The sequence below is a fragment of the Altererythrobacter sp. GH1-8 genome (assembly GCF_043702085.1).
Taxonomy (GTDB): Bacteria; Pseudomonadota; Alphaproteobacteria; order Sphingomonadales; family Sphingomonadaceae; genus Erythrobacter.
This window is the reverse complement of record NZ_CP171690.1, coordinates 1,365,111-1,383,910: the sequence shown is the minus strand read 5'-3', so window position 1 is coordinate 1,383,910 and position 18,800 is coordinate 1,365,111. Positions and strand designations below refer to the sequence as shown.

General features: G+C 60.4%; 20 protein-coding genes. 15 read left to right on the top strand and 5 right to left on the bottom strand.

Annotation, left to right across the window (positions count from 1 at the left end):
• The first annotated feature begins 111 nt into the window (after positions 1-111).
• The 4 genes from ACG9DO_RS06690 to ACG9DO_RS06675 all read left to right on the top strand — a co-directional run bounded on the left by ACG9DO_RS06690 (position 112) and on the right by ACG9DO_RS06675 (position 4,612).
• Positions 112-723: a DNA-3-methyladenine glycosylase family protein gene (locus tag ACG9DO_RS06690; protein ID WP_394731218.1), complete on the top strand. Its 612-nt coding sequence runs from the start codon at positions 112-114 to the stop codon at positions 721-723.
• A 10-nt stretch (positions 724-733) separates the two neighbouring features.
• Positions 734-1,519 (top strand): class I SAM-dependent methyltransferase, encoded by a 786-nt coding sequence (locus tag ACG9DO_RS06685; protein ID WP_394730939.1) that lies wholly within the window; start codon positions 734-736, stop codon positions 1,517-1,519.
• Between the two features lie 87 nt (positions 1,520-1,606).
• Complete coding sequence (locus ACG9DO_RS06680; RefSeq protein ID WP_394730938.1) at positions 1,607-3,691, top strand: alpha/beta fold hydrolase; 2,085 nt, start codon at positions 1,607-1,609, stop codon at positions 3,689-3,691.
• Between the two features lie 117 nt (positions 3,692-3,808).
• On the top strand, positions 3,809-4,612 hold the full coding sequence (locus tag ACG9DO_RS06675) for an SDR family oxidoreductase (RefSeq protein ID WP_394730937.1): 804 nt from the start codon (positions 3,809-3,811) through the stop codon (positions 4,610-4,612).
• On the opposite strand, the gene ACG9DO_RS06670 is transcribed toward ACG9DO_RS06675, so the two are convergent.
• Positions 4,609-4,914, bottom strand: coding sequence for a 4a-hydroxytetrahydrobiopterin dehydratase (locus tag ACG9DO_RS06670; protein WP_394730936.1), 306 nt, complete (start codon positions 4,912-4,914; stop codon positions 4,609-4,611). The genes ACG9DO_RS06675 and ACG9DO_RS06670 overlap by 4 nt on opposite strands.
• A complete protein-coding gene (locus tag ACG9DO_RS06665) occupies positions 4,911-6,224 on the bottom strand; it encodes an APC family permease (protein WP_394730935.1) in 1,314 nt (437 codons plus the stop codon). Before ACG9DO_RS06665 ends, ACG9DO_RS06670 begins: the two co-directional genes overlap by 4 nt.
• A 141-nt stretch (positions 6,225-6,365) precedes the next feature.
• On the opposite strand from ACG9DO_RS06665, the gene ccmA reads away from it, so the two are divergent.
• Genes ccmA through ACG9DO_RS06650 form a run of 3 tightly spaced genes read left to right on the top strand, consistent with a single transcriptional unit; the run spans position 6,366 to position 8,146 of the window.
• Complete coding sequence (gene ccmA, locus ACG9DO_RS06660; protein ID WP_394730934.1) at positions 6,366-6,974, top strand: heme ABC exporter ATP-binding protein CcmA; 609 nt, start codon at positions 6,366-6,368, stop codon at positions 6,972-6,974.
• Positions 6,971-7,621 (top strand): heme exporter protein CcmB, encoded by a 651-nt coding sequence (locus tag ACG9DO_RS06655; RefSeq protein WP_394730933.1) that lies wholly within the window; start codon positions 6,971-6,973, stop codon positions 7,619-7,621. Before ccmA ends, ACG9DO_RS06655 begins: the two co-directional genes overlap by 4 nt.
• Positions 7,622-8,146 carry a hypothetical protein gene (locus tag ACG9DO_RS06650; RefSeq protein WP_394730932.1) on the top strand — a complete coding sequence of 175 codons (525 nt, stop codon included), beginning with the start codon at positions 7,622-7,624 and terminating at the stop codon, positions 8,144-8,146.
• A 16-nt stretch (positions 8,147-8,162) separates the two neighbouring features.
• On the opposite strand, the gene map is transcribed toward ACG9DO_RS06650, so the two are convergent.
• Together map and ACG9DO_RS06640 are read right to left on the bottom strand one after the other, a co-directional pair.
• Positions 8,163-8,993: a type I methionyl aminopeptidase gene (map, locus tag ACG9DO_RS06645; protein ID WP_394730931.1), complete on the bottom strand. Its 831-nt coding sequence runs from the start codon at positions 8,991-8,993 to the stop codon at positions 8,163-8,165.
• Positions 8,994-9,032: 39 nt separating this feature from the next.
• Entirely contained in the window at positions 9,033-9,812 is a 780-nt protein-coding gene (locus tag ACG9DO_RS06640) for a PdaC/SigV domain-containing protein (protein WP_394730930.1), read from the bottom strand.
• A 128-nt stretch (positions 9,813-9,940) separates the two neighbouring features.
• Here ACG9DO_RS06640 and ACG9DO_RS06635 point away from each other — a divergent pair, with 128 nt between their 5' ends.
• The 7 genes from ACG9DO_RS06635 (at position 9,941) to ACG9DO_RS06605 (ending at position 16,271) form a co-directional block, all read left to right on the top strand.
• On the top strand, positions 9,941-11,329 hold the full coding sequence (locus tag ACG9DO_RS06635) for a leucyl aminopeptidase family protein (RefSeq protein ID WP_394730929.1): 1,389 nt from the start codon (positions 9,941-9,943) through the stop codon (positions 11,327-11,329).
• Between the two features lie 96 nt (positions 11,330-11,425).
• A complete protein-coding gene (locus tag ACG9DO_RS06630) occupies positions 11,426-11,767 on the top strand; it encodes a hypothetical protein (RefSeq protein WP_394730928.1) in 342 nt (113 codons plus the stop codon).
• 21 nt (positions 11,768-11,788) lie between these two features.
• The gene (gene argC / locus ACG9DO_RS06625) at positions 11,789-12,715 is read left to right on the top strand and encodes an N-acetyl-gamma-glutamyl-phosphate reductase (protein WP_394730927.1); all 927 of its coding nucleotides are present in this window, start codon (positions 11,789-11,791) and stop codon (positions 12,713-12,715) included.
• A 265-nt stretch (positions 12,716-12,980) separates the two neighbouring features.
• Positions 12,981-13,319 (top strand): P-II family nitrogen regulator, encoded by a 339-nt coding sequence (locus tag ACG9DO_RS06620; RefSeq protein WP_394730926.1) that lies wholly within the window; start codon positions 12,981-12,983, stop codon positions 13,317-13,319.
• A 90-nt stretch (positions 13,320-13,409) separates the two neighbouring features.
• Positions 13,410-14,819, top strand: coding sequence for a type I glutamate--ammonia ligase (glnA, locus tag ACG9DO_RS06615; RefSeq protein WP_394730925.1), 1,410 nt, complete (start codon positions 13,410-13,412; stop codon positions 14,817-14,819).
• 259 nt (positions 14,820-15,078) lie between these two features.
• Positions 15,079-15,321, top strand: a complete 243-nt coding sequence (locus ACG9DO_RS06610; RefSeq protein ID WP_394730924.1) for a hypothetical protein — start codon at positions 15,079-15,081, stop codon at positions 15,319-15,321.
• Positions 15,318-16,271 carry a calcium/sodium antiporter gene (locus tag ACG9DO_RS06605; protein WP_394730923.1) on the top strand — a complete coding sequence of 318 codons (954 nt, stop codon included), beginning with the start codon at positions 15,318-15,320 and terminating at the stop codon, positions 16,269-16,271. The genes ACG9DO_RS06610 and ACG9DO_RS06605 overlap by 4 nt, the downstream gene beginning before the upstream one ends.
• A 9-nt stretch (positions 16,272-16,280) precedes the next feature.
• On the opposite strand, the gene ACG9DO_RS06600 is transcribed toward ACG9DO_RS06605, so the two are convergent.
• Positions 16,281-17,798, bottom strand: coding sequence for a carboxypeptidase M32 (locus ACG9DO_RS06600; protein ID WP_394730922.1), 1,518 nt, complete (start codon positions 17,796-17,798; stop codon positions 16,281-16,283).
• A 397-nt stretch (positions 17,799-18,195) separates the two neighbouring features.
• On the opposite strand from ACG9DO_RS06600, the gene ACG9DO_RS06595 reads away from it, so the two are divergent.
• Positions 18,196-18,798, top strand: coding sequence for a lysozyme (locus ACG9DO_RS06595; protein WP_394730921.1), 603 nt, complete (start codon positions 18,196-18,198; stop codon positions 18,796-18,798).
• Positions 18,799-18,800: the final 2 nt, after the last annotated feature.

Here is an 18,800-nt window from a genome sequence, read left to right as displayed (position 1 = left end):
GGTCGATCATTCCTTGAAAAGTTTGAGCGCAAGACGCGCACTATCCCGTCTTTTGCCGGGCTGCTAAGGGCTGGCGCAAGCAAAAGCAAGCAAGAGGATTTGGGAGTGGGCATCGCACAAAAGCACCTGAAGCGCTCGCTCGACCAGCTCGCAAGCGATGATACGCGTGTTGCGTCAGCGCTGGAACGCGTGGGCTATCCCGAAGCGCGCATCAGGGACCGCGGCTATCAGACATTGCTGCGAACGATCGTGGGCCAGCAGGTCTCCGTCGCTGCAGCGAGCTCGATGTGGAACAAGCTGGAGGCAGAACTCGGTCCGGAATTCACGCCGAACTGCCTGCTCAAACGCGATTTCGAGACGCTGCGGGCGTGTGGTCTGTCGCGCCAGAAACAGGGCTATGCCCGCAGCCTTTGCGAGCTTGTCTCGAGCGGTGCGCTCGACCTGCATTCCCTGCCCAAAGATGACGAAGACGCGATTGCTGAACTGACCCGGATCAAGGGTATCGGGCGTTGGTCGGCGGAAATTTATCTGCTGTTCGCAGAAGGTCGCGCCGATATCTGGCCCGCAGGTGACCTGGCTGTGCAGGAAGGCATCAAGCGCTTGCTCGAACTTGAGCAGCGCCCGTCAGAGAAAGAGACCCGGACGATCGGCGAGCGATGGCGCCCGCATCGCGGCGCGATGGCGATCTTCACCTGGCACTATTACGCGAACCCGGCGCTGTGAAGGTCACGTAATGCCATCGCCACGGCAACAGGACGGAAGCGCAGGCGATGTCGATTACGGCAAAATCGGCGGCACATATGCCCGCTACCGCCAGCCCGATCCGATCATCGCGGCGCAAATCCATGCTGCACTTGGCGACGCACGGACAGTCTTGAATGTTGGCGCGGGGACCGGATCTTACGAGCCTGAGGATCGGGAAGTCGTCGCGGTCGAGCCTTCAGCGGCGATGCGCGCGCAGCGTCCCGGCCATCTGCCAGAGGCAATGGATGCCGTGGCCGAAGACCTGCCGTTTCCCGATGCAGCATTTGACGCATCGATGTCTACCGTAAGCCTTCACCAATGGTCGGACCTCGAACGCGGGCTTGCCGAAATGCGGCGTGTGACGCGCGGCCCCGTCGTGTTGCTGGTATGCGATCCTTCGGTGATGCATGACTATTGGCTTGCCGACTACATTCCCGAAGTGCGCGACAACGAGGCTCGCCGCTTTCCACCAATCGAGCGGATTGGGCGCGCTCTGGGCGGCAAGACCCGCGTTGAGAAGGTCGATGTGCCGCTCAATTGCCGCGACGGTTTCAACGAAGCCTATTACGGACGGCCTGAAGCTTTCCTCGACCCCGCCGCGAGGCTCGCTTGTTCAAGCTGGAGCCTTGTCCCGGACGCAGTGGTCGAGCGGTTCGTTACAGACCTCTCGCGCGACCTCGAAAACGGAACATGGGATGCGCGATATGGCCACCTGCGCACCCAGCCATATTTCGATGGTCCCTTGCGGCTGGTTGTCGGAACGCTGGGATCATGACACGCCTCATCCTGCCACACACTTGCGCAACAGGTCTTCGCGTCTTAGCTGGTTAACACAGCGAAAGAGTTGGGAAACAAAACCATCATGTCCGCACGACAAATCTCCTCCCGCCTGCTGGCGAGCGCCGTCACCGCTGGGCTGCTCGCCGCCTGCACCCCTGCCATGACTGAAGAGCCACGAATGACCGCATCTGCACCTGAAGCCGCCGCCCAGCCTGTCGAAGAATTCGCATTGATCCCGCGCGATCATTTGTTCGGCAACCCGACCAAGGCCGCAGGCCGCATCAGCCCGGACGGCCAGTGGCTAAGCTGGCTCGCGCCGAGCGATGATGTGATGAACGTCTGGATGGCGCCGGTCGACAACCCGGATGCAGCCAAGGTCATGACCAGCGCGAGCGACCGCCCGATCCGGCAGTATTTCTGGTCGCCTGACAGCCAGAGCCTGCTCTACATTCAGGACAAGGGCGGGGATGAGAATTTCCTGCTCTACGGCATCGACATTGCGAGCGGGAAGGAAACCACCCTTACGCCGTTCGAGAACACGCGGGTCGATATCATCGGCGCGTCCGAAACGATCCGCGACAAGATCCTCGTCGGCCTCAACAACCGCGACGCGCAGTGGCACGATGTCCACCTGCTGGACCTCAACACCGGCGAGCTCGAGCTGGTCTATGAAAACAACGAATATGCGGGCTTCATGGCGGACGACACGCTGACACTGCGCATGGCGATGAAGCAGAACGGAGCGGGCGGGACGGACTATTTCCGCGTCATCGATAATGCGGTCGAGGCAGAGCCCTTCTCCACCACTGAAATGGAAGATTCGCTCACCACCAATCCGGCGGGCTACACCACCGATGGCAGCACACTCTACTGGCTCGACAGTCGGGGGCGCAATACCGCTGCGCTCTACGCCGAGGACGTTGCGACTGGCACTCGCACCTTGATCGCAGAAAATGACAAGGCCGATATCGGCGGTACGATCCGCGACCCCAAAACCGGCGTATTGGAAGCCTATTCGGTCAATTACTTGAAGACCGAATGGACCGCGATCGATCCCGACATCAAGGCATCGCTCGAATTCCTGGACAGCCAGCTCGATGGCGAGTTCGGCGTATCCAGCCGAACCGACGATGACGCGACCTGGATCGTGTGGAACGATCCGATGACTGCGCCGTCTTCGACTTACATCTACGACCGCGCGGCAAGTACACTGACGCCGTTCTATGTGAGCCGGCCTGAACTGGAAGGCGCACCGCTCCAGCCGATGCACCCGGTCGAGATCACGAGCCGCGACGGCCTGATCCTGCCGTCCTATCTCACACTTCCGCCCGGCTCGGACACGGATGGAGACGGTCGTCCAGAGGCAACCGTGCCGATGGTGCTGCTGGTCCATGGCGGGCCTTGGGCGCGCGACGAATATGGCTTTTCGAGCCTCGTCCAATGGCTCGCAAACCGCGGCTATGGAGTCCTGCAAGTCAATTTCCGCGGCTCAACCGGGTTTGGCAAGGACTTCATCAATGCAGGCAACAAGCAATGGGGCCTGAAGATGCATGACGATCTGATCGATGCGACCGACTGGGCGATCGCCGAAGGCATCACCAGCGCCGATCAGGTTGCGATCATGGGTGGGTCCTATGGCGGCTATGCGACGCTTGCAGGCCTGACCTTCACGCCAGAAAAGTTCGCGTGCGGCGTCGACATCGTCGGTCCGTCTAACCTCGAAACGCTGCTCGGCACAATCCCGCCTTACTGGGCGCCAATGGTGAAGATCTTCCATGAGCGGATGGGCGATCCCAATACCGAAGAAGGCCTCGCGATTCTCAAGGCTGCATCCCCGCTCTACAAGGCAGACCAGATCACCAAGCCGCTGCTCATCTTGCAAGGCGCGAACGATCCGCGCGTGAAGCAGTCCGAAAGCGACCAGATCGTCAGCGCCATGCAGGAACACGGCATTCCCGTCACGTACGTGATCTATCCCGATGAAGGCCACGGCTTTGCCAAGCCGGTCAACAACATCGCGTTCACGGCGATCTCAGAGAATTTCCTTGCCACCTGCCTTGGCGGGCGAAGCGAGCCGATCGGTGACACTGTAGCGAAGTCGACCGCCGACATCCCTGTCGGCGTCGAACACGTTCAGGGCCTGGGTGACGCGTTGGGCGGCAAGTGATCTTGCCGTCATTGCAAGCGACCATCGGTCGCTTGCAATGACAAAGATCGGGAATGACATTTCGCGGCTACCTCTTTAGCAAGGTTGCAAATTGAAATCTTGCTGGAAGAGGGAAGCATGAGCGCGCGGAGGTCGATTTTCATTACCGGCGGCGGGTCCGGCATCGGTCGGGCCGTCGCGATTTATTTCGCCGAGCGCGGCTGGTTCGTCGGCATTGCCGATATCAGCGAACACGGCATGGCTGACACGCTTGGCCTGATCGAAGGCGGGTTCAAATACTCACACAAACTTGATGTGCGCGACCGCAAGGCCTGGGATGTGGCGCTCAATTCATTTTCGACAGCAGCAGGCGGCCGGATCGACGCGGTGTTCAACAACGCCGGCATCGCGCATGGTGGACCGCTGGCTGAGCAAGCTGAGAACGAGATCGAAGCGGTGCTGGACGTTGATCTCAAAGGCGTGATCTTCGGCGCACAAGCTGCCTACCCACACTTGAAGAAGACTGCGCCCGGTTCAGTGCTGATCAACACCGCCAGCCTCGCCGGAATCATCGGTTCGCCCAACCTCTCGGTCTATTGCGCTGCCAAATGGGCGGTACGAGGCCTAACGCACAGTTTGGATGCCGAATGGGCCTCCGACGGGATCAAGGTTACCTCGCTTTGCCCCGGCTTCATCGACACGCCGATCATCGAGCAGGTCTCCCCTGCATCCAACCGGACTGTTAAGGAGTCGCTGATCGAAGCGGGCGTTGAAGTCCAACCTGTGAGTGAAGTGCCCAAGGTCGTCTGGGATGCTGTGCACGGCGACAAGCTCGATTACACGGTCGGCAAGACTGCCGGGCGATTGTTGAGGCTTTCTCGATGGATGCCCGGCAAAGTGCGCAAGGAAATGCGCGCCCGCGGGATCGGTGGCGGCGACTAGAGCAGCGCGTCGATCGCAGCGACCATCTTCACGTCGCGCATTGACAGTGCCCCGCCATTATCGGGGTCCGCATCATGCGTCGTCAGCGTGATTTCCACCCGGTTGTAGACATTGAACCACTCAGGATGATGGTCATGGCTTTCCGCGAGCAGTGCAACGCGGCCCATGAAGCCCCAGGCCTCACTGAAATCGGCGAATTTGAACGTGCGTTCGACAGCCCTGCCCTCGCGCGCCAAAGACCAATTGCCGTGTTCAGCCAGCAGTTGATCGCGCTCGCCTGTGCTGAGTTCTGTAACGCTCATCTCTTGTCCTCGCTGCTTTCAACCGGCTCAAGCACGCCTCGGCGCTTCAGCACAAGGTCGAAAATAACCCACAAGATGCCGACAATCGCGCAGCCAAGCAGGCTGTAGAATGGATCCTGTACGAGGAAGATAACCAGCAGAGCAACAGCGAACAACAGGGCAAAGCCCGTGGTCCAGGGATGCAGCCATGCACGATAAGGTCGCTTGAGCTCCGGTTCCGAACGACGCAGTGCGAACACAGCGAGGATTGTCATCACGACTGCGACCTGCCCGATCGTCACCGTCGTCGAGGATATCGCGGTGTAGCTGCCGGTGAGGATGAACGCAGCCCCGACCACCACTGCTGCTGCCATTGCCCGGATAGGTGTGCCGCGCCGGTCGACATAGTCCAGCGCGCGGGGCAGGATACCTGCCCGAGCCAGAGCGTAAACAAAGCGCGCGTTGGTCATCACGCTGAGGTTGGCAATCGCCCCGACCGAGAGAACCCCGAATAGCGTCAGCAGGAAATCGCCGCGCTCCCCGAACACAAGGCCAGCGGCATCCGCTGCGACGAAGTTAGATCCCGCCATTTGGTCAGGCGTCAACACCTGCAGCATGGCGATATTGATTGCGATGTAGAGCAGTCCGACGCCCAGTATCCCTCCAAACATGGCGCGCGGGATTTGCTTGCCAGGATCGGTCAGTTCCTCGCCGTAATAGATCACGTCCCACCAGCCGTTATATGTGCTCACAATCACGAGTATCGCTGTGCCGACGGGCAGCCAGCCATTGCGGAGCACTTCAGGTTCCGCCGACCCCACAGGTGCGTCGGGCCCGCCAAACAGGGCAATGACAAGCGCGATCAAGATCGCTCCCTTGAGTGAGGAAAGCAGGATCTGGCTCGCACCGGTGACCCGCGTCCCCAAAGCGTTCACGAAGCCGAACAGCGTAGCCACCCCGATCCCGAGGGCCACTGGAGAGACTGCCCCCGATCCAACGCCCAGCCGATAGAGGAATTCTCCTGTCACGAAGCACAGCATTGCAATCGTCGTCAGCCCGGCAATCATCAGCGTGAACGCGACGGCCAGGCCCACACGCGGCCCGAATGCTCGGTAGGTATAGGCATATTGTCCGCCTGCGCGCGGGATCGCGGCGGCAAGCTCGGCAAAAGGTAAGGCCGTCAACAGAGCGATCAAAGCACCGGCCACCCACAGCCCGATAATGACAAGCGGCGATCCAGTGGCTTCGGCCACAACCCCTGGGGAACGCAGGATACCCTGCCCGATCACGCTGCCGACCACTGTGGCAAGCCCGAAAGCTATCCCCAGCACGCGCAGCAAATGCCCCTTGGATTGCAAGCCCGTCACCCCCAATTGCGCGCCCCTGCCGAGGGTGTGCTGCTTTGCTGTCTGGTTGACAAGCGAATTCGCAGGACTTGGCGCTTCACCCGTGACCCGGTAACGCTTGATGTGATGAGCATTTCTCTGACAGCCACTGACCTTGCCTGCCGCCGCGGTGAGCGCGTGCTGTTTCGCGGACTCAATCTGAGCCTTGCGCACGGTGAGGCGCTTCATATTGCCGGCGCTAACGGCATCGGCAAGACCAGCCTGCTGCGCATTCTCGCCGGGCTTTTGCGCCCCTTTGCTGGCTCGGTCAGTTCAGAAGGCGCCATCGGGCTGCTGGATGAACGTCCGGGGCTCGATCCCGAATTGCCGCTGCGCAAGGCGCTGGGTTTTTGGCAGAATTTGGATGGCGGCAGCGCCCCTTCAAACGCGCTGGCCACGATGGGGCTCGAACCATTGCTGGACGTCCCCTTGCGCTATCTCTCGACCGGTCAGAGAAAGCGCGCGGCCATGGCGGCATTACTCAATCGCAGCGTTCCGATCTGGCTGCTGGATGAGCCGCTATCGGGCCTCGATGCTGCTGCCATTGACCAGGTCACAAGGCTGATTGCGGCACATCTGAGCGCTGGCGGGATCGCTGTCATTGCCTCGCACCAGCCGCTGGCAGTGCCCGACCTGCAGGTGCTTGAACTAGCCAGCCATGTGCCGTCGCTGGCTGAAATGGAGGCGCCAGAATGATCGGCCCGCTGCTGCGCCGCGACCTCGTTCAGTTCTTCCCGTTTACCGGGAGCGGAGCCGCCCTGCCCCTGCTGTTCTTCCTCGCGGTCGCGATGCTGTACCCCTTTGCGGTCGGGCCGGATGCAAACCTGCTCGCGCGCACCGGTGGCGGCGTGGTGTGGATAGCGGCCTTGCTCGCCGCGATTCTGCCGTTGGACCGGCTGGTCGCACGCGACATCGAACTGGGCGTTTTCGACCAGCTGAGGCTGCGCGGAATGGCCGAAGAGATCGTGATGGCTGTCCGCCTTCTCGCGCATTGGCTGAGCTTTGGCCCGCCTTTGATCCTCGCGACATTTCCCGCAGCAGCACTGCTCAATCTGGAAGGCGAGGCTTTGCGACTGTTGCTGCTCGGACTGCTCGCCGGAACGCCCGGACTCGCTGCGATCGGGCTCATCATCGCCAGCGTCACGGCAAGCCTGCGCGCAGGGGCCGCGCTGTCCGGCCTGCTGCTCATCCCTCTCGCACTGCCAATCCTGATCTTCGGCGCAGGAGCTCTGGCGCGGAATGATTTTGCCAGCATCGGATTTACCGGAGCTATAAGTTTAGGACTTATAGCCCTTGCACCATTCGCCTCTGGCGCTGCTATAAGAGCCTCTCGGGAGGGTTAGATGGACTTACTTGCGAATCGTTACGTCCAGATGCTGCTTGGGGGCATCACTGCCATTGCGCTCGCAATCTGGGTGGTAGTCTTCTTCAGCGAAGATGAGCCGGACCCGGATATCTGGTGTGCCTTCAAAGGCGTGAACGGACAGGGACCGGTATTCATGGGCCGTGTTCAGGGGCCGGTTGAGCGCGTCGCAATCCGCGGGCAGCTATCCAAGCCGCGCAGCGGCAATAGCTACGATGTCAAGGGATCAGCCACGTTCCAGTATCGCGGGCAACGTCGTCAAGCAGAGATGGAAGGCGAAGTGGCGATCGACGATCGTGACCGTGTGACCTATCTCGACCTCTCGCTCACAGGCGAAGAACTTGGCCGCAACGGGCTGACGATGGCAACGCTTAACCAAAGTGGACGCGCTGCGTCAGACCGAAGCCGCGCCTATCTCTTCAGGGACGCGCGTTTCCGCCTGTCGCACCCGATGTTCTATGCCTGCAGCGTGGACTTTACCGACAAGGCACCCGCTCAAGATTGACCTCTGCGCCAGGCGTTCAAGTGTAGGGCGGCTGGTGCTTGCCCCGGGTGCTTTCGGTGAAGATTTCGACGCCGTTTTCGGTAATCCCGATCGAATGTTCGAACTGGGCGGAGAGCGACTTGTCACGCGTCACAGCGGTCCAGCCATCGCTCAGCACCTTGGCCCAGGGCTTGCCGAGGTTGATCATTGGTTCGATGGTGAAGAACATGCCGGGCTTGAGCTCTGGCCCAGTGCCCGGCTTGCCAGCATGGACCACTTCAGGCGCATCGTGGAACAGGCGACCAAGCCCGTGACCACAAAACTCGCGCACCACGCCATAGCGGAACTGCTTGGCATGGGTTTCGATCGCGTAACCGATATCGCCCAGCCGCGCACCCGGCTTTGAGGCAGCTTCGATCCCGAGCATCAGGCACTCATATGTGACATCGACCAGCCGCGTCGCCTTCAGGGGCGGCTCGCCGGCATAGAACATCCGGCTGGTGTCGCCATGCCAGCCGTCAAGCAGCGGAGTAACGTCCACGTTGACGATGTCGCCTTCCTTGAAGACCTTGTCGCTCGGGATGCCGTGACAAATCACATGGTTGATCGAGATGCAGCAGCTATGCGTATAGCCGCGATAGCCGAGCGTTGCCGGGACCGCGCCTGCATCCAGCATCATCTCGCGAATGGCTGTATCGACGCTCTCCGTCGTCACACCGGGCTGGACGAGGTCCGCCACTTCATCAAGGATGTCAGCGGCAAGGCGGCCTGCCTTGCGCATGCCGTCAAAGCCCTCCTTCGTGTGGAGCTTGATGGTGCCGTCGCGATAGACCGTCTGGTCGCTGTCTACGAGTTGGTATTGATGCATGGGCGTGATGTAGCGCCTTGCAGATCAAATTGCGAGAGATCAGTCGCGCACTGCAAATGCGCTGCGATATTCCGGCTTCACCGCCTCGATGACAGCGCTCGTTACAGGAAAAGTGAACTCGAAATCCCCTTCGGCATAAGATGCTGCCAGATAAGGCCCGTAGTAAAGCCCGATGCGGTCAAACGTTTCGCCATTTGATGAGCCAACAAACACAACCGCATCCTCGACCGGAACACATTGGTTAGGCCACTCGCCATCTTGCGGCACTGGCTCACCCCGGCGTTTGGACCGTTGGCGATTGAGCGCTGCGCAAGCTTTTTCACCCACGGCTTCGTCCAGTGCTTCAGCCGACATGAACATCTCAAGCGGCTTGAGCGACTGACGGCTCTGGCGATCCCAAATCAGGGACCCGCGACCATAGATCCCATGCGCGCCGCCTGTGTAAGTGTGCCAGCCATTCGACAGACTGAGGAAGCGCGGCAGATTTGCGACCACTTGCCATGTGAGCGAGAAGGAGTTCTGCCGGCATGACACATATTCGACAGGGCAGGCTTGCAATTGATCCGTCCACTCACCGATCTGAAGATCCAGCTGTTCCTGTCGCTCGTCTCTCAGCTGTGCCGCCAATTCCGGCTCCAGATTGACTTCACGGGGCCAGTTGTACTCGAAGGTCCGCGCTGCCTCGCCGCGCCTCCATTCATCCTTGAACGTGGACGCGGTGACTGGTTTTCGCTCGTCTTGCCCGGCTGAAGATTGCGCATCGCTGGTCACCGTGGCAAGCGTGTCGCTCGTCCGGGATTCGACCATTTCAGTTGCCATCGGCTCGCCTGCTTGCGCGCAGGAAGTCAGACCCAATGCCAACAGCACCGCGGATAGGGAATTGCGCAAACCGAATCTCCTGGAATTCTCCACGTGACAACTATGCACGCGTAGCTAAGAACGCCTGTATGACCGATGTATCTGAATTGATTGTACCGGATCGCGAGCAAGACGCGATATCCATCCACCTTGTCGACAAGGACCGCTTTGAGGATTGGCTGAAGGGCCTTTCCGCTGGACAACGCGCCTCGGTCAAGGCGCAAAAGTTTGAAGGCGCGGTCTATCAGACCGCGATCGTTCCCGATGGTGACAGCTGGTTTGCGGTCGGTGGTGTCACGAACCCGGATACGCTTTCCAGCTGGTGCCTTGCCAAGCTCGCTGAGGTCCTGCCTGAAGGGACCTACCGCCTGGCAAAGGGGGATCCTGGGCCCGCCATGCTCGGCTGGATGACAGCGCAATATCGCTTCGCTCGCTATACCAAGGATGACAACGTCACAGGCCCGCGCATCCTGCTGACGAAGCAAGTCAAGCACATCGCAGCAGCGCAAGCCGAAGCAGCGGCCGAGATGCTGGTGCGCGACCTCGTCAACACGCCGGCCGAAGACATGGGACCTGCCGCACTCGAAGCGGAATTCGAAAAGCTGGCCAAAGCGCACTCTGCCACCCTCAAGGTGATCAAGGGCGACGCGCTGGAGACCGGCTATCCCATGGTTCACAGTGTCGGTCGCGCAGCCGCACGCCACCACGCGCCGCGCTTGCTCCATCTTACCTGGGGGAAGGAGAAGAACCCCGTGCTGGCGATCGTCGGCAAGGGCGTTTGCTTCGATTCCGGCGGCCTCGACATCAAGCCTGCATCGGGTATGAAGCTGATGAAGAAGGACATGGGTGGTGCCGCGCACGCCATTGCGCTCGCAGGCCTCGTGATGGGCGCAAACCTGCCGGTCAGGCTGCACGTGCTGGTCCCGGCGGTCGAGAATGCGATTGCCGGCAATGCCTTCCGCCCTGGTGATGTCCTCTCCAGCCGCAAGGGGCTGACGGTCGAGATTGGAAATACAGACGCGGAAGGCCGCCTGATCCTCGGTGATGCGCTGACCCGCGCAAGCGAAGAAGATCCGGACCTCATCATCGACTTTGCCACGCTCACCGGGGCTGCGCGTATCGCGCTTGGCCCTGACCTGCCTGCCCTCATGACACGCCGGGATGAGACCGCCGACGCACTTATTGCCGCTGGCAAGCAATGCGACGACGAAGTATGGCGTCTGCCCTTGCCTGAAGCCTATGCCGAATGGCTCAAATCCGACATTGCGGACACCAACAATATCTCCGGCAACCCCTTCGCAGGCGCAAGCGTAGCTGGCTTGTTCCTCGACAAGTTTGTCGGGGACGGCATCGACTGGGCGCATTTCGACACCTTTGCCTGGCGCCCCTCGGCCAAGCCGGGTCGCAGCAAGGGTGGCGCGGCTTATGGCTTGCGCGCCAGTTGGCGCATGTTGCAGGCGCGCTACGCTGCTGGGTAATAGCGGCCAGGCTAACTTGCCGGAAAGGACTGCGATGTATAATCGCGATCGAACCCGGTTTGTCGGGTCGCGAGAAACGGGGTTTGACTGAAAACCATGTCCGGCGCTGGCACCTACGAGGTACCTGATGGCCCGCTCTGTCTGAGCGGCCCATTGCCGCGCCCCGAAGCCGGTGCTCTGCCCCTGCGCGGCGATCTTGCTCATATTGCGCTGGCGGGCACGCATCTCGCCGCGCATTACGTCGTACCAAGTCCTGCCCGGATCGGCCCAGCCGACGCACCCATGTATCTCCAGCAGCGCGATGACAGCCGCGTGATGCGCACGCTTGGGAGCGGAACGCCGATCGAAATCCTTGACGTCGCGGGGGACTGGGTGTGGTGCTGCCTCGGACCGCACGGCCCGGCAGGATACGTCAAAGCGGATTGCCTCGCCGACTGATCACGCTATGAGGCGCGGATTATGGCAACGCGCATTTTCATCGATGGAGCCGCCGGCACGACCGGCCTTGAGATCCGCGAGCGGCTGGCAGGGCGCAGCGAGTTCGAACTGATCGTGCTCGATGATGCCCAGCGCAAGAGCGAATCTTCGCGCCGCGATGCGCTGCACGCCGCAGACGTGGCGATCCTATGCTTGCCAGACGATGCTGCACGCGAAGCGGTTCGGCTTGCGGAAGGGTCAGGCACGCGTTTTATCGACGCTTCGACCGCGCACCGATTGGCGGACGGCTGGACCTATGGCTTTCCTGAGCTGATCGGGCATCACAAGATTGCGGAGGCGCAGTTCGTCAGCAATCCCGGCTGCTATCCAACCGGGTTTCTCGCGCTGGTTGCACCGCTGGTAAAGCAAGGCCTGTTGCCAGCCGACTGGCCCTATACTGTGAACGCCGTGAGCGGATATTCCGGTGGCGGCAAGGCGCTGATCGAGCGCTTTGAGGCGGAACGCGCTCCTGCTTTTCGCGCTTATGGCTATGACATGGCGCATAAACATCGCCCGGAAATGAAAGCCTTTGCTGGCCTCAAGCATGGTGTGATCTTTGCGCCATCGGTCGCTCCAGCCTATCGCGGCATGATCGTCGAAGTACCGCTCCATCTTGGCGCGATGGAAGGGGACGCCTCTGCCGAGCGGCTCAGCGCTGCTCTGCACGATCATTACGCAAGCTCTGGTGTCATCTCCGTCCATGATGGCAGTCAGGTCAGCGAGTTGCTTCTGGAACCGGACGCGGCACCATCGGACGCGATGGAGCTGTTCGTTTTCAGCAATGCCGGTGGCTGGCACGCGCGGCTTGTCGCCAAGCTCGATAACCTCGGCAAAGGCGCCAGCGGCGCAGCGATCCAGAACCTCAACATCATGTGCGGCCTGCCGGAGGAAACCGGGCTGAGACTCTGAGCGGCTACTTGCCTAAAATTTAGGCAGCGCTCGACCGAGTCTTGGGCAGCGTTCGCCCGGCAAGGGGCGTCTGCCGCCCGACAGATGCCCAGCAACCGCGAAAACGCACGCGTAATCAAGGGTCAAAATTTTGCGTCTGAGCTTGGCACGAATCTTGAATTCCCGCGTTAACAAATCGTGAAACCCGCGCCTTGTGCAGTTCCGGAAAAATCGGATGCGTACAGGCTCAGCGGTTCCACAAACATCCTTGGTAGAGGGAATCCGCGTGAAAAAGGTCGAATCGATCATCAAACCCTTCAAGCTCGACGAAGTGAAAGAGGCGCTGCACGAAATCGGCGTATCGGGCATCACTGTAACAGAAGCCAAGGGCTTTGGTCGTCAAAAAGGACATACGGAACTTTACCGCGGGGCAGAGTATGTCGTCGACTTTCTGCCCAAGGTGAAGCTTGAAGTGGTCGTTACTGACGATCTGGTCGAACGGACCGTTGAAGCCATCGCCAATGCTGCGCAAACCGGCCGGATCGGCGACGGCAAGATCTTCGTTTCATCAATCGAATCCGCTCTGCGGATACGCACCGGGGAACGAGACGACGCGGCAATCTGACTACGACACTCAACCAACTACTAATCACCCTTGAAAATGCCCCGCACCAACAGGGGGCGCAATCAAACGAAGCTGGAGGCTAATACCAATATGGCAAGTGCAAAAGACATCCTGAAACGCATCAAGGATGAAGAGATCGAATGGGTCGACCTTCGCTTCACTGACCCGAAGGGCAAGTGGCAGCACCTTTCTATGTGTGCTGGCGTGATGGGCGAAGACGAGCTCGAAGACGGCCTGATGTTCGACGGATCTTCGATCGCGGGCTGGAAGGTAATCAACGAATCCGACATGATCCTGAAGCCGGACCTTGACGCGACCTGGATCGATCCGTTCAGCGCGACGCCGATGCTGGTCATCAACTGCGACATCGTCGAGCCTTCGACCGGAGATTGGTACAGCCGCGACCCACGTACGACGGCCAAGCGTGCAGAAGCCTATCTCAAATCGACCGGTATCGGCGACACGGTCTATGTCGGCCCGGAAGCTGAGTTCTTCATGTTTGACGACGTGCGCTTCGAAGACGGCTATGCAGGGTCAGGCTTTGCCATCGACGACATCGAACTGCCGACCAACACCGGCAAGGAATACGACGCTGGCAATATGGGCCACCGCCCGCGCGCCAAGGGTGGCTACTTCCCGGTCGCTCCGGTTGACAGCTGCATGGACATCCGTGCCGAGATGGTTTCGACCATGCTCGAAATGGGCCTGCCCTGCGACAAGCATCACCACGAAGTCGCCGCCGCTCAGCACGAGCTGGGCCTGACTTTCGGCACGCTGGTTGAAACCGCTGACCGGATGCAGGTCTACAAATACGTCGTGCACCAGGTCGCCCATGCCTATGGCAAGACCGCGACCTTCATGCCGAAGCCGATCAAGGAAGATAACGGCTCGGGCATGCACACCCACATGTCGATCTGGAACGACGGCAAGCCGATGTTTGCTGGCAATGAATATGCCGGTCTTTCGGAGCAATGCCTCTATTACATCGGCGGCGTTATCAAGCACGCCAAGGCGCTGAATGCCTTCACCAACCCGACCACCAACAGCTACAAGCGTCTGGTGCCGGGGTTCGAAGCACCGGTTCTTCTGGCGTACTCGGCTCGCAACCGTTCAGCGTCTTGCCGTATTCCTTATGGTGCGGGCGACAAGGCGAAGCGCGTTGAGTTCCGCTTCCCTGATGCGATGGCGAACCCATACCTCGCTTACTCGGCGCTGCTCATGGCTGGCCTCGACGGGATTCAGAACAAGATCCACCCGGGCGAAGCGATGGACAAGAACCTCTACGACCTGCCGCCGGCAGAGCTCGCTGAAGTTCCGACCGTCTGCGGTTCACTGCGCGAAGCGCTGGAATCGCTCGAAGCCGATCACGAGTTCCTGCTGAAGGGCGACGTCTTCACCAAGGACCAGATTGAAGCTTATGCGGAACTCAAGTGGGAAGAAGTGCTGCGCACCGAAACCACTCCGTGCCCGGTCGAATTCGATATGTACTATTCCGCCTGACCAGGGCTGATATTCCGCCCTCAAGCAGCGAAGCGGTAGGGCGGCATAATCGCCCTCAAGCAGCGAAGCGGTAGGGCGAACAAAAAAGGCCGTTCGGGCAACCGGGCGGCCTTTTTCATTTCGCATTAGATTTCTGTTGGAACCATTCGCGTAATCAATTATTCCCCATGCACCACCGGGCCCCTCTGGCGAATGCTTCCGGCGCATTCGCGATGTCGGCGGGATTATTCGCAATTGGCCCGGCGGGGTGATACCCGTGTTGTCCTACATCGTCGATATATTGATCGTTTTCACCGCATTGTCCGCAAGTGTAATGTGGTTTCGTGCCAGTCGCACCCGGCTGCGCCGGGTTAGTAAGTACGAGACACTTGACCATGCGGATTTCAACCGGATTGTGACAGCGCTCAACCGCACTCAGATCCTTAATTCGCAAGCGGCGCTAGCCACCGGCCTGACGACTGCATTCGCCTTGCTTCGGCTCATGTTGGAGTTCGTTCAATGACCCTTACTCTTCTCCTGCTGGCCGGTCTTGCCTTCCTCGCCCTTGGCGGTGAGCTGCTTGTGCGCGGCGCGGTCGGCATGTCGCAGGTGCTGCGCATCTCGCCTTTGCTCGCAGGTCTCACGATTGTCGGGTTCGGCACCTCCACGCCAGAGCTTGCCACCAGCATTCAGGCGGCTTTCGCTGGTTCGCCCGCAATTGCCCTCGGCAATGTCATCGGATCGAACATCGCCAATATCTTGCTGATTTTGGGTGTCTCAGCGATAATCTTGCCACTTGTGGTCCGACCGGAAGCGTTCCGAAGAGATGCCTTGGCGCTGACCGTTTCGACAGTGCTTTGCATGATAGCGGTCCTGCTTGGCACGATCGGCTTGGCCATGGGCCTGCTGCTGATCGCTGCGCTCATCGCCTACGTCACCTGGGCTTATCTGTCCGAACGTGGCGAAGGCGACGCAGAGGGCGAACGCCACGTGGCAGAGCTTGCCGACACGATGCCCAAAACACACAGCATCTGGCTGCTGGCGCTTATGATTGCAGGCGGTCTTGCCGCCGCGATCTTCGGCGCACGGCTGCTGGTCGACGGGGCAGTCCAGTTGGCCAGCGCCGCAGGCCTGTCAGAGGCGGTGATAGGCCTTACCATCGTCGCCATCGGCACGTCGCTGCCAGAACTGATCGCCTGCCTGATCGCCGTATGGAAGCGGCACCCTGAGGTCGCGCTCGGCAATGTGATCGGATCGAATATCTACAACGTGCTGGGCATCCTCGGCATCACTGCGTTGATCCATCCGCTGGACGTGCCAGCAGAAATCGCCCGCTTTGACATCTGGGTATTGGCCGGCGTCACCGTCTTGCTGCTCATCCAGTTGCGCAGCGCCTGGCGGATCACGCGGACCGAAGGCGGCGTATTGCTGGCTTTGTTCGCAGGCTACACTGTGTTCCTGCTGACGCGGTGAAGCGCGCCCTTACTCATCCAGATACCGCGCCTGCAAATGCGCCTTGAACGCATCGGCCGACAGCGGTGATCCTGTGGCTTTGATCAGGATTTCATCGCTGCTCGCTGCAAGACTTGCCTGCGAGTGGACATGCTGGCGCGTCCATCTGAGCAGCGGCGCAAAGTCCCCCCGGCCAAGCGCAGGCAATATCTCCGCATCCTGCTGTGTTGCGGCCTCGAACAATTGGGCGGCAGCTACCGCGCCGAAGGTATAGCTCGGGAAATGGCCGAAGAGCCCCATCGACCAGTGGATGTCCTGCAGGCACCCATTCGTGTCATTGGGAGGGGTGATACCGAGCATCTCCTCGAACAGTTCTTTCCATGCAGACGGAATGCCCCGGATTTCAAGCGCGCCATCCAGGATCGCGCGCTCGATCCGATAGCGCAGGATCACATGGAGCGGATAGGTAACCTCGTCCGCCTCCACCCGGATCAGACTTGGTCCCACCTTGCGATAGAGGCGGCCGATATTGGCATCGCTCCATGGTCCAGAATCGCTTGCTGCACCAAACGCCTCACGAATGGCCTCGCCCAGAACAGGGAGGAAAGCGGCATTGCGCCCGGCCTGCATTTCGAACAGCAGCGACTGGCTTTCATGCAGACCCATGCCGCGGGCACTTCCGACCGGATGGAACGACCAGTTTCTCGGAAGGCCCGCTTCGTACATCGCATGGCCGGTTTCATGCATGGTCGCCATGATGCCGGAAATCGGATCATGCTCGAAGAAACGCGTGGTGATCCGCACATCGCCCGGCACGCCATTAGCAAAGGGGTGCGCGGTCAGATCGATCCGCCCTTCGTCAAAATCATACCCGATCATCACTGCGAGTTTTTCACTCAGCTTCATCTGCGCCGCATCGGAGAACGGCCCCGGCAAAGGCTCAGGCGCAGGCTCTGCCGCCTGGCGTTCCATGATCTGTTCCATCAGCGGCGGCAAAAAATCCGCGAGATCCGCAAACAAGTCATCGATCAGCGCGGTCGTCATGCCCGGCTCATGCACATCCATTATCGCGTCATAGGGCGACATGCCCAGCGCATCGCCCTTGATCGCAGCGGCTTTCAATTGCAGCCCGAGCAAGCCTTCGAGCGGCTCTGCAAAAGCCGCAAAGTCATTATCCGCGCGCGCTTTCTCCCACGCCTTCTGCGCCAGCGCTACGCGTTCGGAAAGCTGCACCGCAAGCTGCGTCGGGATCGCGGTTTCATGGCGCCAGCGGCGGCGCATCTCCCGCAGGTTCGCCGCTTCCCACGGGCCCAGAGTGCCCGCCTCTTCACTCTCCGCCCGGTCCAGCAGATCGCCCAGCCTGGGGTCTGCCATGGTCTCTGACACAATGCTGGTGAGCGCCGCCATCACCTTGCCGCGCGAGCTCGCCCCGCCCGTCGGCATCTTCGTGCGCCCATCCCAGAACAGCGTGCTGCTCGCCGCGCCCAGATGGCCCACGCGCTCAAACGTGTCAGCCAACTGGCCATAGGCGGAATTCAATTGAGTCATGCAGGCAAGTCCTTTCGGCAGTCTTACTTGCCCACAAAGCTAGTGCGGCGCGCGAGGCATGGGAAGCCCGGAATGGGGGGCGGCCTACGCGAGGGCCGGTCAAAGGTGAATTTCCTACTTCGGGCGCGGCCTCTATCGTCATGCCCTGCGCTCAATTGGTCTGCTCTCGCATCAAGGAACGCGGTTTTTGGAAAGTCACACTCTATCGCTGCTTTGGTAATGCAACCATCTGAATAAAATGAGAAATATGAGATGTGACGGGTTTCAAAAACTATCGCGAGCGTATCCTTCTTGTGGCTTCCCGACACAGCCGGATGACGGAAACCGTTTTCCTACTCGCTGCAAGTGTGCCTAATCATACCGCCTCCCAACTCCCCCCTGAGAGAGGCTCTTGACGATGAACGCACCCTGCCCTTCCTCTGAACCGACACAGCGCAAGCCGATCTTTGACAAGGTCCGCGAGCTTCTTGGCCGAGGGTTCCGGCCCAATGAAGTCGCTATCCTTGATGCAGCGCTGGACCGGATCGCGCCCGGCAAATGCCCGCGTAACGTGAGCCCGGCAGGCGTCGCGCTGATCAAACGCTTCGAAGGCTGCGCGCGGCTGCGCACCGATGGCCTGGTCGAAGCCTATCCTGATCCGGGCACGGGCGCTGAGCCTTACACGATCGGCTGGGGCGCGACCGGCCCCGATATCGACGCCCATACCGTTTGGTCTCAAGAGCAATGCGATGCGCGTCTCGCGACCGATATTGAGCGCCATGCCCGCGATGTACGCCGCGTCCTTGGCCAATGCACCACCACGCAGGCGCAATTCGATGCGCTGGTCAGCTTTCACTATAATACCGGTGCGATTGGCCGCTCTACCCTCGCGGAAAAGCACAAGGCTGGCGATTTTGCCGGCGCAGCAGAAGAGTTCCAGCGCTGGAACAAGGCTGGTGGACGCGTTCTGAAAGGGCTGGTTCGCAGACGCGCAGAAGAGACGAAGATGTATCGGGGATGATT